Origin of the sequence: Massilia sp. Mn16-1_5, from assembly GCF_004798585.1 — a bacterium.
Lineage (GTDB): Bacteria > Pseudomonadota > Gammaproteobacteria > Burkholderiales > Burkholderiaceae_D > Telluria.
Window position 1 is genome coordinate 80,530 of sequence record NZ_PPXQ01000013.1, and the last position, 13,052, is coordinate 93,581.

11 protein-coding genes are annotated in these 13,052 nt (G+C 63.3%); 3 read left to right on the top strand and 8 right to left on the bottom strand.

Annotated features, from left to right (window positions below; all coding sequences use genetic code 11):
* Positions 1 to 66: 66 nt before the first annotated feature.
* From gmhB to C2862_RS16675, 5 genes are all read right to left on the bottom strand, one after another.
* On the bottom strand, positions 67 to 639 hold the full coding sequence (gmhB, locus tag C2862_RS16655; RefSeq protein ID WP_136221258.1) for a D-glycero-beta-D-manno-heptose 1,7-bisphosphate 7-phosphatase: 573 nt from the start codon (positions 637 to 639) through the stop codon (positions 67 to 69).
* A 7-nt stretch (positions 640 to 646) separates the two neighbouring features.
* Positions 647 to 2,734 (bottom strand): glycine--tRNA ligase subunit beta, encoded by a 2,088-nt coding sequence (gene glyS / locus C2862_RS16660; RefSeq protein ID WP_136221259.1) that lies wholly within the window; start codon positions 2,732 to 2,734, stop codon positions 647 to 649.
* A gap of 29 nt (positions 2,735 to 2,763) precedes the next feature.
* Entirely contained in the window at positions 2,764 to 3,678 is a 915-nt protein-coding gene (gene glyQ / locus C2862_RS16665; protein ID WP_136221260.1) for a glycine--tRNA ligase subunit alpha, read from the bottom strand.
* A gap of 100 nt (positions 3,679 to 3,778) precedes the next feature.
* On the bottom strand, positions 3,779 to 5,344 hold the full coding sequence (gene lnt / locus C2862_RS16670) for an apolipoprotein N-acyltransferase (RefSeq protein ID WP_136221261.1): 1,566 nt from the start codon (positions 5,342 to 5,344) through the stop codon (positions 3,779 to 3,781).
* Positions 5,344 to 6,231, bottom strand: coding sequence for an HlyC/CorC family transporter (locus C2862_RS16675; protein WP_136221262.1), 888 nt, complete (start codon positions 6,229 to 6,231; stop codon positions 5,344 to 5,346). The genes lnt and C2862_RS16675 overlap by 1 nt, the downstream gene beginning before the upstream one ends.
* A 150-nt stretch (positions 6,232 to 6,381) precedes the next feature.
* On the opposite strand from C2862_RS16675, the gene C2862_RS16680 reads away from it, so the two are divergent.
* Both C2862_RS16680 and C2862_RS16685 read left to right on the top strand, forming a co-directional pair.
* On the top strand, positions 6,382 to 6,834 hold the full coding sequence (locus tag C2862_RS16680; RefSeq protein ID WP_136221263.1) for a (2Fe-2S)-binding protein: 453 nt from the start codon (positions 6,382 to 6,384) through the stop codon (positions 6,832 to 6,834).
* 11 nt (positions 6,835 to 6,845) lie between these two features.
* A complete protein-coding gene (locus tag C2862_RS16685; RefSeq protein ID WP_136221264.1) occupies positions 6,846 to 9,074 on the top strand; it encodes a xanthine dehydrogenase family protein molybdopterin-binding subunit in 2,229 nt (742 codons plus the stop codon).
* Positions 9,075 to 9,138: 64 nt separating this feature from the next.
* Here the strand turns inward: C2862_RS16685 and ybeY are convergent, their stop codons facing one another.
* The 3 genes from ybeY to miaB are packed head-to-tail and all read right to left on the bottom strand — an operon-like array spanning position 9,139 to position 12,024.
* Positions 9,139 to 9,609: an rRNA maturation RNase YbeY gene (gene ybeY, locus C2862_RS16690; protein ID WP_136221265.1), complete on the bottom strand. Its 471-nt coding sequence runs from the start codon at positions 9,607 to 9,609 to the stop codon at positions 9,139 to 9,141.
* Positions 9,584 to 10,666 (bottom strand): PhoH family protein, encoded by a 1,083-nt coding sequence (locus tag C2862_RS16695; RefSeq protein WP_136221266.1) that lies wholly within the window; start codon positions 10,664 to 10,666, stop codon positions 9,584 to 9,586. The genes ybeY and C2862_RS16695 overlap by 26 nt, the downstream gene beginning before the upstream one ends.
* Positions 10,663 to 12,024 (bottom strand): tRNA (N6-isopentenyl adenosine(37)-C2)-methylthiotransferase MiaB, encoded by a 1,362-nt coding sequence (miaB, locus tag C2862_RS16700; protein ID WP_136221267.1) that lies wholly within the window; start codon positions 12,022 to 12,024, stop codon positions 10,663 to 10,665. Before miaB ends, C2862_RS16695 begins: the two co-directional genes overlap by 4 nt.
* 610 nt (positions 12,025 to 12,634) lie before the next feature.
* Between miaB and C2862_RS16705 the strand changes: the two genes are divergently transcribed.
* Entirely contained in the window at positions 12,635 to 13,024 is a 390-nt protein-coding gene (locus C2862_RS16705) for a hypothetical protein (protein ID WP_136221268.1), read from the top strand.
* Positions 13,025 to 13,052: the final 28 nt, after the last annotated feature.

Genomic DNA, 13,052 nt, shown 5'->3' on the forward strand with positions numbered 1-13,052 from the left:
GATGATGGTAAACAGCAGGGAACGCAGGAACGGGACGACGGTACGCAAGAAGGGCTCTCTCTGGCTTTATTGGTTTGGCTGCTGATTGGGTTGAATGCGTGGCGCGGTCTTCAACAAGGCCGTGACCATCGCGGCCAGGTCGGGATAGACCTGGGTGCCGGGCGGCAGGCCGCCGGTCTGGTGGGTTTTTTCGCCCTTGCCGGTCAGGACCAGGTTGGGCAGGCAGCCGCTGACGAAACCGGCCTGCAGGTCGCGCAGCGAGTCGCCGACGGTCGGCACGCCCTTCAGGCTGACCTTGAAGCGCTTGCTGATCTCCTCGAACATGCCGGCCTTCGGCTTCCTGCAGTCGCAGTTGTCGATCGCCGCGTGCGGGCAGAAGAACACGGCGTCGATGTCGGCGCCGACCTGCTGGGCAAGGTTGTGCATCTTCTGGTGGATCGCGTTCAGGGTCGGCATGTCGAACAGCTCGCGCGCGATACCGGACTGGTTCGAGGCGATGATGACGCGGTAGCCGGCCTGGTTCAGGCGTGCGATCGCCTCGAGCGAGCCGGGGATCGGAATCCATTCGGCCGGGCTCTTGATGAAATCCGGCGAGTCGTGGTTGATGACCCCGTCACGGTCGAGGATGATCAGCTTCATATGAACCTTACGCCGCCAGTTTCGAGATGTCGGCCACGCGGTTCATCATGCCGTGCAGCGAGGACAGCAGGGCCAGGCGGTTGTTGCGCAATGCGTGGTCTTCGGCCATCACCATCACGTCGTTGAAGAAGGCGTCGACGTCGTCGCGCAGCTGGGCCAGCGTCTTGAGGGTGCCGGCGAAGTCGCCGCCCGCAAAAGCCGCGTCGACCTGCGGACGCACCCGTTCGATCGCGGCGGCCAGCTTGCGCTCGGCTTCTTCCTGCAGCAGGTCCTGAGAAACGCTGCCGATGGCGGCGTCGGTCTTCTTCAGGATGTTGGTGATGCGCTTGTTGGCGGCCGCCAGCGAGGCGCTTTCCGGCAGGGCCGCGAAAGCCTGCACCGCTTCAAGGCGCTGCACCACGTCGTCGACGCGGTCCGGATTCTGGGCCAGCACCGCTTCCACCTCGTTCGGGGTGAAGCCGCGCTCGCGCAGCATGCCGCGCAGGCGGTCGAGCATGAAGGCGCCGACTTCCTCGCGCGGATCCTTGAATGCGGCCTGGCCCGCGAAGACGCCGGCAGCATCAAGCAGCAGCTCCGAGATCGCCAGCGGCAGGCGCTTTTCGACCAGCATGCGCATCACGCCCAGCGCGTGGCGGCGCAGCGCGAACGGGTCCTTCTCTCCGGTCGGCTGCAGGCCGATGGCCCAGATGCCGACCAGAGTTTCCAGTTTATCGGCCAGCGCGACCGCGAGACCGGTATTGGTCGAGGGCAGCTTGTCACCGGCGAAGCGCGGCTGATAGTGCTCCGAGGCCGCCAGCGCCACTTCGTCCGACTCGCCGTCGTGGCGCGCGTAATAGGTGCCCATGATGCCTTGCAGCTCGGGGAACTCGCCGACCATGTCGGTCAGCAGGTCGGCCTTGGCCAGGCGCGCGCCGCGTTCGGCCAGCGCCACATCGAAGCCGAGGCGCTTGGCGATCGCGCTGGCGAGTGTCGTCACGCGTTCGGTACGTTCGGCCTGGGTGCCGAGTTTATTGTGGTAGACGACGTTGGCCAGCAGCGGCAGGCGCGATTCCAGGGTCTTCTTCTTGTCCTGCTCGAAGAAGAACTTGGCGTCCGACAGGCGCGGACGCACGACGCGCTCGTTGCCGCCGACGATGTGTTGCGGATCGTCGGTTGCGATATTCGAGACGATCAGGAAGCGCGAACGCAGCTTGCCTTCGCTATCGGTCAGCGCGAAGTATTTTTGATTGGTCTGCATCGTCAGGATCAGGCATTCCTGCGGCACGGAGAGGAACACGTCCTCGAACCGGCACTCGTACACGACCGGCCATTCGACCAGGGCCGCCACTTCGTCCAGCAGCGATTCCGGCATCAGGACCTGGTCGCTACCGGCTTTTTCCAGCAGCTGGGCGCGGATGCTTTCCTTGCGCGCCTCGGCACTGGCCAGCACCTTGCCCTCGTTCTCGAGGATGGCGGCGTACTGGTCGGCGTGCGTGATCGCGATCTCCTGCCCGTGCGACAGGAAGCGGTGGCCCATGGTCTGGCGGCCGGCATCCAGGCCGAGCAGGGTCAGAGGCAGCACCTGTTCGCCGAACAGGGCCAGCAGCAGGTGCACCGGACGCACGAACTGCACGGTGGCGCCGTCCGGGCGCTGGTAGCTCATGACTTTCGGAATCGGCAGCTTCGCCACCGTATCGGCCAGTACTTCCTGCAGGCCGCCGGCCAGGGCGCTGCCCGGTGCGGTATACGTGTAGAAGAAGCTTTCCGCCTTGCCGTCCTGGGCGCGTTCGAGGTCGGCGATGCGCAGTTCCGGGAAGCCGAGCGCGGCCAGCTTCTTGGCGAGCGGCGCGCTCGGATTGCCGTCCTTGTCCAGCGCCACCGAGACCGGCAGCACTTTTTCGCGGATCGATTTGTCGGGCGAGGTCGCGCGCACCTTGGTGATCGAGACCGCCAGGCGGCGCGGCGTTGCGTATGAGGTGACGACGCTATCAAGCTCAAGGAAATCGCGGGCCTTCAGGCCGTTGGCGATGCCGGCGGCAAAGGCGGCGCCCAGTTTGACGAGCGCTTTCGGTGGCAGTTCTTCGGTCTGCAGTTCGACGAGGAGTGTTTGATTCATGGGTTCTGTTCTTGTCTGTTCCTGGGCACTCAAGCGGCTTGTTGGGCGGCGTTCGGAGCCATCGGGAAGCCGAGCTTCTCGCGCGAGTCGTAATAGGCCTGGGCAACCAGGCGCGAGAGCGTACGCACGCGGCCGATGTAGGCGGCGCGTTCGGTCACCGAGATGGCGCCGCGCGCATCGAGCATGTTGAAGCTGTGGGAGGCTTTCATGATCTGCTCATAGGCCGGCAGGGTCAGTTCCAGCTCGATCAGGCGCTTGGCTTCCGATTCGTGGTTGGCGAAGGCCTGGAACAGCAAATCCGTGTTCGCGTGCTCGAAGTTATAGGTCGACTGCTCGACCTCATTTTGGTGGAACACGTCGCCGTAGGACAGCTTCTTGGTGACGCCGTTCTCTTCCCACTCGGTCCAGACCAGGTCGTAGACGTTTTCCACGCCCTGCAGGTACATGGCCAGACGCTCGAGACCGTAGGTGATCTCGCCCAGCACAGGCTTGCAATCGAGGCCGCCGACCTGCTGGAAATAGGTGAACTGCGTCACTTCCATGCCGTTCAGCCAGACCTCCCAGCCCAGGCCCCAGGCGCCCAGGGTCGGGCTTTCCCAGTCGTCCTCGACGAAGCGGACGTCGTTCTTTTTGAGGTCCAGGCCCAGGGCTTCGAGCGAGCCAAGGTAGAGGTCGAGAATATTTTCCGGGGCCGGCTTCAGGACCACCTGGTACTGGTAATAGTGCTGCAAACGGTTCGGGTTCTCGCCGTAGCGGCCATCCTTCGGGCGGCGCGAAGGCTGCACATAGGCGGCGCGCCAAGGCTCAGGTCCGATCGCGCGCAAGAAGGTGCCAGTGTGGAAGGTGCCGGCGCCCACTTCCATGTCGTAAGGCTGGAGCAGGGCGCAACCTTGCTTGTCCCAGTAGGTTTGCAAGGTCAGGATGATTTGTTGGAATGTGAGCATCTTGGATTGGCCGCGCATAAGGAGGCGCGAACACGGTGAGTTTGCTAAATGACCAATTCTAGCGGGTTTTGCCCGGCCTCTGGGGCTGGATTTACCTCAACTATTCAGCATTGGCCTTTTTCTTTCGGTAATTGCGCCCGGAAAACCATGCGCCCAGCAAGGCGAGGGCGCCGAGCAGCAGGAAGGCGTAGTTGCCGAAGCGAATGTACGGGGTCATGCCACGCATGCCCTGCACCTTCGCCTCGAGCACGCCCTGGCGGAAGTAAGGGATCGACTGCACGACATTGCCCTTGCCGTCGATGATCGCGGTGGCGCCGTTGTTGGTCGCACGCAGCATCGGGCGGCCGGTTTCGAGCGAGCGCATGCGCGAAATCTGCAGGTGCTGGGGAATCGCCACCGATTCGCCATACCAGGCGAGGTTCGAGACGTTCAACAGCAGGGTTGCCGGTTGCGGCGCACCACGCAGCTGGGCCGCGATCTCCTCGCCAAACACGTCCTCGTAGCAGACGTTCGGCAGCACCAGCTGGTCTTTCACCCTGAACGGCTGCTGCACGGCGGCGCCGCGCGTAAAGTCGCCCAGCGGAATGTGCATCAGGTCGGTGAACCAGCGGAAGCCGGTCGGGATGAATTCGCCGAAGGGCACCAGGTGGTGCTTGTCGTAGCGGAAGGATTCGCCTTGCGGACCCAGGCTGGCGACGCTGTTGGCGTAATTGGTGGCGCTGTCCATCAGCGGAATGCCGAACACCAGGTGGCTGCCGCTTTCCTTGGCGTAATCGCCCAGGCGCGTCAGGTAGCCAGCCGGCAGCTGGTGTGGAAACACGGGGATCGCCGTCTCCGGCGCGGCGACCAGGTCGGCCGGCTTCGCCGTCAGCAGTTGCTGGTAGCGGTCGAGGATGGATTGCAGGTGGGCGTTGCTGAATTTCTCGTCTTGCGGGATGTCGCCCTGCAGCAGGCGTACCGAGATCGGCGCGCCGGATGGCGCCGTCCAGTCGATGTGGCGCAGAGTAAAACCCGCCATCAGCACGGCGCCGAGCAGGCCGATCGTCCAGGGCCGCTTGCGCTGGGTCAGCATGACGAGGCAGCCGGCGCACAGTGCGACGAGCACGCCGATGCCGTACACGCCGATGAGCGGAGCGAAGCCGCCGAGCGGCGCGACGTTATGCGCATAGCCGGAAGAGGCCCAGGGGAAACCGGTAAACACCCAGCCGCGCATCCATTCGGATACGCCCCAGGTGACGGGCAGGACCAGCAGCACGAAGCTGGCCAGCGGCAGCGACCAGCGGCGGCGCAGCCAGGTGGCGCTGCCGGCGGCAAAGGCCCCGAACAGGCCCATGTAGAGACCGAGCAGGCAGATGGCGATGGCCGACAGGATGGCGGGCAGCCCGCCGAAGCGGTTCAGGGCGATGTACAGCCAGTGCATGCCGGCCACCGACCAGCCGAAGCCGAAGGCCCAGCCGAGCAGGGTCGCACGCTTTACCGATTGGCCGAGCCCGACCCGGTAGAAGAAATAGGCCAGCAGCAGGAACTGCAGCGGCCACCAGCCGAAGGGTTCGAAGGAGAAGAGGGAGGCGCCGCCGGCCAGCGCCGCCAGCACCAGTTCACGCAGGGAAGGACGGGCGCCCCGCACGGTGGCCACGGGCGCGCTGGCGGGACGGCGGCGCAGCATCAATCGTCGTCGTCGCGGGCGTGCTGCGCGGACGGCAGCTTTTCGACCAGCAGGACGTGGATCTGGCGCGCATCGGCGCGCAGCACCTCGAAACGCAGGTTACGCAGGGTGAATTCCTCGCCCTTGTGCGGCATCCGGCCGAGGTGGCCGGCAACGAAGCCGCCGATGGTGTCGGCCTCGTCTTCCGGCAGGTCGACGCCGATTTCTTCGTTGAACTGGTCGATCTCGGTCAGGGCCTTGACGCGCCAGCGCGGGCCCAATTGTCCTTCCTTGACCGACAACACGTTGTCTTCTTCCTCGTCGAAATCGTATTCGTCTTCGATGTCGCCGACGATCTGCTCCAGCACGTCTTCGATCGTGATCAGGCCGGCCACGCCGCTGTACTCGTCGACGACGATGGCCATGTGGTTGTGATTCGCACGGAAATCGCGCAGCAGCACGTTCAGGCGTTTCGATTCCGGAATGAAGATCGCCGGACGCAGCATGGCGCGCACGTCGAAACTTTCCTCTGCGTAATAGCGCAGCAAATCCTTGGCCAGCAGGATGCCGACCACCTTGTCGCGCTCGCCTTCGATGGCGGGGAAGCGCGAGTGCTGGGTTTCCAGCACGATCGGCAGCCATTCCTCGATCGGATCGGTGATGTCGATCACGTCCATCTGGGAACGGGGCACCATGATGTCGCGCGCGGAGAGGTCGGAGACCTGGAACACACCCTCGATCATCGACAGGGCGTCGGCATCGATCAGGTTGCGCTCGTGTGCTTCGTGCAGCACTTCGAGCAGCTCGGTGCGGTTTTCTGGCTCAGGGGAGATGAGTGCGGTCAGTCGTTCGAAGAGCGACCGGTGGGGTTTGGCGTCCGATCGGACGTCACTGGGATACTCGGGCATAGTTGGCGTGAAGCCGTTGTTGCGATGGACGTAGCATACACCAAAAGCGGACCCGCCAGAGCGCGGTAGCCCTTTCGGCAGGGTCCTCAGCGTATCGGGCGCGCTTGCTTTATGATGGATTAATTGGCCAAAAAGCAAAGGAATCCGCCCATGCCCGCTCTCACCATCAACGGCACCACCACCACCCTCGATGTTCCCGACGACATGCCCCTGCTGTGGGTGCTGCGTGACGTGGCCGGCCTGACCGGCACCAAGTTCGGCTGCGGCCAGGCCCTGTGCGGCGCCTGCACCGTCCACCTCGACGGCCAGCCGATCCGCTCCTGCGTGACGCCCGTCTCGGCCGCCGCCGGCAAGAAAATCGTCACCATCGAGGCCATCGGCCAGGACCCGGTCGGCGCCAAGGTGCAGGAAGCCTGGCGCCAGATCGACGTGGTGCAGTGCGGCTATTGCCAGTCGGGCCAGATCATGTCGGCCACGGCCTTGCTGCAAGCCACGCCGAAGCCGAGCGACGCCGACATCGATAATGCGATGTCCGGCAACATCTGCCGCTGCGGCACCTATGGACGTATCCGCCAGGCGATCAAGATCGCCGCGGCCAAATAAGGAGTGCGTGCATGAGCCAGATCAAGGAAACCCGCGTCCCTAACTCCCGTCGCCGTTTCATGCAGCTCGGCGCGACCGCCGGCGGTGGCCTGCTGTTCGGTTTCTCGCTGTTCGGCTGCCAGAAAAGCGACGACCGCAAGGAGCCGCCGCCGGAGAAGGCGGTCGGCCAGGCCTCGACCGAGCATTCCGACACCCCGCCCGGCCTCGCGCGCGACGCTTTTATTCGCATCGACCGCGCCGGCATCGTCACCCTGATCGTCCACAAGGTCGAGATGGGACAAGGAACGTTTACCTCGATGCCGATGCTGCTGGCCGAAGAGCTGGGGGCGGACCTGTCGAAAGTAAAACTGGAGCAGGCGCCGGCGAATAACGAACTGTATGCCGATCCGCTGCTGGGCGGCCAGGTGACGGGCGGCTCGACCTCGGTGCGCGGTGCCTGGAAGCCGCTGCGCGAAGCGGGCGCCATGGTGCGCAGCGTTCTGGTTTCCGCTGCCGCCAAGAACTGGAACGTCGATACCAGCGAACTGCAGGTCGTGGCCGGCTCGGTGCGCCACCAGGCCTCGAACCGCTCGGCCCACTTCGGCGAGCTGGTCGATGCAGCCTCGAAGATGGACTTGCCGAAGAACGTCAAGCTAAAGGCGCCGGAAGACTTCGTGCTGATCGGCAAGTCGATGAAGCGCCTCGACTCGGCGGCCAAGACGAATGGCGAAGCGCTGTTCGGCATCGATGCGCGCCTGCCGAACATGGGTATCGCGGCCGTGGCGGCATCGCCCGTCACGGGCGGCAAGCTGGTCGGCGTGGACGAAGCCAAGGCGATGGCGGTCAAGGGTGTGCGCCAGGTGCTGCGCCTGGAAGGTGCCGTGGCGGTCGTCGCCGATCACTTCTGGGCGGCGAAGCAGGGCCTGCTGGCGGCCGCGCCGCGCTGGGACGATGGCGCCAACGGCAAGGTGTCCCTGGCAAGCATCGTCGGCGACATGATGAAGGTGTCGGAAGGCGGCGGCGCGGTCGCCAAGAATGCCGGCGACGCCATCAAGGCGCTCGGCCAGGACGGCGGCCGCAAGCTCGAGGCGGTGTATGAGATGCCTTTTCTGGCCCATGCGACCATGGAACCGATGAATTGCACGGTGGACTTGCGCGCCGACGGCTGCGACCTCTGGGTCGGCACCCAGGTGCCGGCGCTGGCGCAGGGCGCGGCGGCCAAGGTGGCCGGCATCCCGGTCGAAAAGGTCAAGGTCCACAACTATTATCTGGGCGGCGGTTTCGGCCGGCGCCTGGAAGTCGACTACGTGATCCAGGCGGTCGCCTTCGCCAAGCTGACCAAGGGCCCCGTAAAATTCATCTGGACCCGCGAAGAAGATATCCAGCACGACATGTTCCGTCCCTATTATGTGGACCGCCTGGCCGCGCGCCTGGACGACAAGGGCCGCATCGCCGCCTGGTTCCACCGGGTGACGGGCTCGTCCATCATGGCGCGCTTCGCGCCGCCGGCGGTGAAAAACGGCGTTGACCCGGATGCGGTGGAGGGCGCAGCCGATTTGCAATACACGATCCCCGACATGCGGGTCGAATACGTGCGCCATGAACCGCCGGGCGTGCCGACGGCCTTCTGGCGCGGCGTCGGTCCGACCCACAACGTGTTTGTGGTCGAAAGTTTCATCGACGAGCTGGCGCAGGCGGCGAAGCAGGATCCGGTGGCCTTCCGCCGCGCCATGCTCGACAAATCGCCGCGCACCCTGGGCGTGCTGAACCTGGCGGCGCAGAAAGCCGGCTGGGGGAAACCACTGGCGCCGATCGCCGGACGCAAGGTCGGGCGCGGCATCTCGACCCAGTTTGCTTTCGGCAGCTACATGGCGCAGGTGGCGGAAGTCTCGGTCGGTCCGGACGGCGACGTGCGCGTGCACCGGGTCGTGTGCGCGGTCGATTGTGGCCAGGCCGTGAATCCCGATACGATCGTTGCCCAGATGGAAGGTGGCATCGTCTTCGGCGCTACGGCGGCGCTGTGGAACGAGATCACGATCGACAAGGGCCGCGTCCAGCAGACCAACTTCGGCGATTACCGCATGATGCGCATCAACGAAGCGCCGAAGGTCGAAGTGCACATCGTGAACAGCCACGATGAGCCGGGCGGCATCGGCGAGCCGGGCACGGCGGGCATTGCGCCGGCGCTGGCGAATGCCGTGTTCGCGGCGACCGGTAAACGGATTCGCAAGCTGCCGATCGGCGACCAGTTGAAGGCATAAAAAAACGCCGGCGCGGGTGTGGCCCGCGCCGGCGTTTGCTGTTGCTTACTGTTCTCGGCGACGCTTATTCGCCCGCGTACGGATCCGGATATCCGAGCACTTCCATGATGTCGCGCTCGAACTGTTCCATCTCTTCCGCTTCCTCGTCGTGCTCGTGGTCGTAGCCCTGGGCATGCAGCACGCCGTGCACGATCAGGTGCGCCGCGTGTTCCTCGACCGTCTTCTTCTGTTCTTCCGCCTCGCGCTGCAGCACGTCCGTGCACAGGATGATGTCGGCCTGGGTCGGCTCGTCGTCCGCCAGTTCCTCGCCTTCGTTGTAGGCGAAGGTCAGCACGTTGGTGGCGTAATCCTTGCCGCGGTAGTCGCGGTTCAGCGTTTGGCCCTCGGCACTGTCGACGAAACGGATCGTTAGTTCGGCCGGTCCCAGCAGGGTGGCGCGCACCCAGCGCTCCACCAGCTCGGGCGTGATGCTGGCTTCGAGGCGGGCGTCCGGATACTGGACGTCGAGGTCAAGCGGATGATTTTTTTCTTGCATTGCGAACAGTAGTTGGTTTTGGTAAAGCGCCCATTTCCTGGACGGCCGTGGCTTTTTCGTAGGCGTCGACGATGCGGCCTACCAGCGGATGGCGCACCACGTCGGCACTCGAGAATTGCGAGAAGGCGATCCCGCGCACGTCCTTCAGCACGTGCATGGCGTCGACCAGGCCGCTGCGCTGGGTTTTATGCAGGTCGACCTGGGTGACGTCGCCCGTCACCACGGCCTTGCTGCCGAAACCGATACGCGTCAGGAACATCTTCATCTGCTCGACCGTCGTGTTCTGCGCCTCGTCGAGGATGACGAAGGCGTGGTTCAGCGTGCGGCCGCGCATGTAGGCGAGCGGGGCGATCTCGATCACCTGCTTCTCGAATAGTTTTTGTGTGCGGTCAAAGCCGAGCAGGTCGTACAGCGCGTCGTACAGCGGACGCAGATAAGGGTCGACCTTCTGGCTCATGTCGCCCGGCAGGAAGCCGAGACGTTCGCCCGCTTCGACGGCCGGACGGGTCAGGATGATGCGTTTTACCGCGTCGCGCTCCAGGGCGTCGACCGCACAGGCGACAGCCAGGTAGGTTTTACCGGTACCGGCCGGGCCGATGCCGAAGCTGATGTCGTGCTCGAGCACCGCCTTCAGATATTGGATCTGGTGCGGGGTGCGGCCGCGCAGGTCGCTGCGGCGCGTTTTCAGCGTCGGGCTGACGAGCTCGGTCTCGTCCGTTTCCGCATCCGTCTCTTGGTCCTTGTCCTGGGCAGCCGCTGCCGGCGCGCCTTCGGCCGCAGGGCGCAGGCCGGCGCGCTGTTCGACCAGGGCCAGCTGCACTTCCTCGATCGGCACGACCTTGTTGGCGACGGCATAGAAACGCTCGAGCAGCTCGACGGCGCGCTCGGCATTGGCGCCGCTGACGATGAATTTCTCGCCGCGGCGGAAGATGGTCACGTCGAGGGCCGCCGAGATCTGGCGCAGGTTCTCGTCGAGCGGACCGCACAGGTGGGCGAGCCGCGTGTTATCGAGCGGCTCGGGGATGAAGTAGGACGGCTGGGTTGCTTGTGTTTTCAACTGGCTTTGGCAATCGTATCGAGATTGGCGACGAGCTCGCCGCGCAATGAATAATCCAGGCTCTCGGTGACGCGCACATCGACCAGCTGGCCGATCAGCGCGGCGCCCAGGGCGCCCGGCGCGAAGATGACCACACGGTTGCTTTCGGTGCGGCCTTGCAGTTCCGACGGATCTTTCTTCGACGGTCCCTCGACGAGCACGCGCTGGACGGTGCCGACCATTGCCGCGCTGTACTTGCGCGTGTTGGCATCGATCAGGGCTTGCAGGCGCTGCAGGCGCGCCAGCTTGACCTCGTGCGGGGTATCGTCTTCCAGGTTCGCGGCCGGCGTACCGGGGCGCTTGCTGAAAATAAAGCTAAAACTGTTATCGAAGCCGACATCCTCCACCAGCTTCATCATCGCTTCGAAATCGGCGTCGGACTCGCCGGGGAAGCCGACGATGAAGTCCGACGAGATCGCGATGTCCGGACGCACGGCGCGGATGCGGCGAATGATCGACTTGTACTCCAGGCCCGTATAGCCGCGCTTCATGGCGCCGAGGATCTTGTCGGAGCCGTGCTGCACCGGCAGGTACAGGTGGTTCACCAGCTGCGGAATCTTCGCGTAGGCGTCGATCAGGCGCTGGGTAAACTCCTTCGGATGGCTGGTGACGAAGCGCAGGCGCTCGATGCCGGGAATGGCGGCAATATATTCGAGCAGCAAGGCAAAGTCGGCCACGTCACCATTTTCCATCGTGCCGCGGAAGGCATTCACGTTCTGGCCCAGCAGCATGATTTCCTTCACGCCCTGGGCGGCCAGGCCGGCGACTTCCGTCAGCACATCCTCGAAGCGGCGCGAGACTTCTTCGCCACGCGTATAGGGCACGACGCAGTAGCTGCAATACTTGCTGCAGCCTTCCATGATCGACACATAGGCTACCGGCCCTTCGATCTTGGCCGGAGGCAGGTGATCGAACTTCTCGATTTCCGGGAAACTGATGTCGACCTGGGCCGATCCCGTGCTGCGCCGTTCGCGGATCATCTGCGGCAGGCGATGCAGGGTTTGCGGCCCGAACACCATGTCCACATGCGGCGCGCGCTTGACGATCGCTTCGCCTTCCTGCGAAGCCACGCATCCGCCTACACCGATGATGAGGTCGGGACGCTCGCGTTTCAAGGCGCGCAGACGACCCAGGTCGGAAAATACTTTTTCCTGAGCCTTTTCTCGTACAGAACAAGTATTAAAGAGGATGACGTCGGCATCGTCGGGCGTGTCGGTGCGCACGAGCCCGTCGGATGCGCCGAGGACGTCTGCCATTTTGTCCGAGTCGTACTCGTTCATCTGGCAACCAAAGGTCTTGATAAATACTTTTTTCTGCATAAATGCTTGGTGGGAAAAGAAGGGCGGGGCTGTGACAAGGCGACAAGGGAGTTTACCGTAATTCGCTCTTGCTGACCAAAAAAGGACATGCAAACGGGCGAGATTCAATGCGCCTGGGAATCGATTGTTGCATCCCTCGAAACGATTGCCAATCTATTCAGATTGTTAAATTGCACCCAGGAATTAAATCGCTGGAACTAAGGTAGAGTCAGCGTTTGCTCAATATGTTTCCTGTTGTAAATCAAAGGCTTCCCTATGAATTCTTTTACATAAATTACTAAAAAAAATCTCTTGCGTGCGCCACAAATTATCCCCATGTGTTGAAATGCTTATGTGACAAGCTTTCCACACGATAGCTTGATTTCCAACAATGACTCATGTGCTCAGGACGGACACGAAGGGTTCGTAAGGGTCTGATAATTTGTTTGAAAGACAAGTGCGTTCGGGGATTGTTAAGCAGGACGGATGTACGCCGGCATTGTTTTTAAGCTAGGACTCAGACTCGTTCTGTTTAATGGCCCAGGAGCGTGTCCGGGAACTTAGGTTGACGAAAGGTAGTCATTCGAAGTTCGTAACGGAACTATTTCATTCACTTTACGAGGTAAACATCATGGCACACCATGCTTTGTCATCGCAGGAAAGCTACAACCCGAACCACCTGCTGGACATCTTGCTGGGCAAGATGCAGCTGAAGAATGACGCGGCCCTGTCGCGCATGCTCGAGGTGGCCCCGCCGGTCATCAGCAAGATCCGCCACCACCGCCTGCCGGTCGGCGCCTCGCTGCTGATCCGCATGCACGAAGTGACCGGCATGAGCATTCGCGATCTGCGCGACCTGATGGGCGACCGCCGTACCAAATATCGCCTGTCCGACGCGCAAGGCCGTCCGAAGCCAGAAGAGAAGGCAGCGCAAGCCGCCGCCGCGCAGCAGCAGCAACAGCAGCAGCAAGCGCAGACCAACGAGGCAGCGCCTTCTTCGACCGGTAACTATGCGCACTAATGCCGGCGGCATGGCGGTGTTTGTTGCC

Coding starts and splice junctions, on each gene's coding strand:
- C2862_RS16675 (WP_136221262.1), bottom strand. CDS start 6,231: ATGCCCGAGTATCCCAGTGACGTCCGATCGGACGCCAAACCCCACCGG.
- gmhB (WP_136221258.1), bottom strand. CDS start 639: ATGAAGCTGATCATCCTCGACCGTGACGGGGTCATCAACCACGACTCG.
- glyQ (WP_136221260.1), bottom strand. CDS start 3,678: ATGCTCACATTCCAACAAATCATCCTGACCTTGCAAACCTACTGGGAC.
- lnt (WP_136221261.1), bottom strand. CDS start 5,344: ATGCTGCGCCGCCGTCCCGCCAGCGCGCCCGTGGCCACCGTGCGGGGC.
- miaB (WP_136221267.1), bottom strand. CDS start 12,024: ATGCAGAAAAAAGTATTTATCAAGACCTTTGGTTGCCAGATGAACGAG.
- ybeY (WP_136221265.1), bottom strand. CDS start 9,609: ATGCAAGAAAAAAATCATCCGCTTGACCTCGACGTCCAGTATCCGGAC.
- C2862_RS16705 (WP_136221268.1), top strand. CDS start 12,635: ATGGCACACCATGCTTTGTCATCGCAGGAAAGCTACAACCCGAACCAC.
- C2862_RS16680 (WP_136221263.1), top strand. CDS start 6,382: ATGCCCGCTCTCACCATCAACGGCACCACCACCACCCTCGATGTTCCC.
- glyS (WP_136221259.1), bottom strand. CDS start 2,734: ATGAATCAAACACTCCTCGTCGAACTGCAGACCGAAGAACTGCCACCG.
- C2862_RS16685 (WP_136221264.1), top strand. CDS start 6,846: ATGAGCCAGATCAAGGAAACCCGCGTCCCTAACTCCCGTCGCCGTTTC.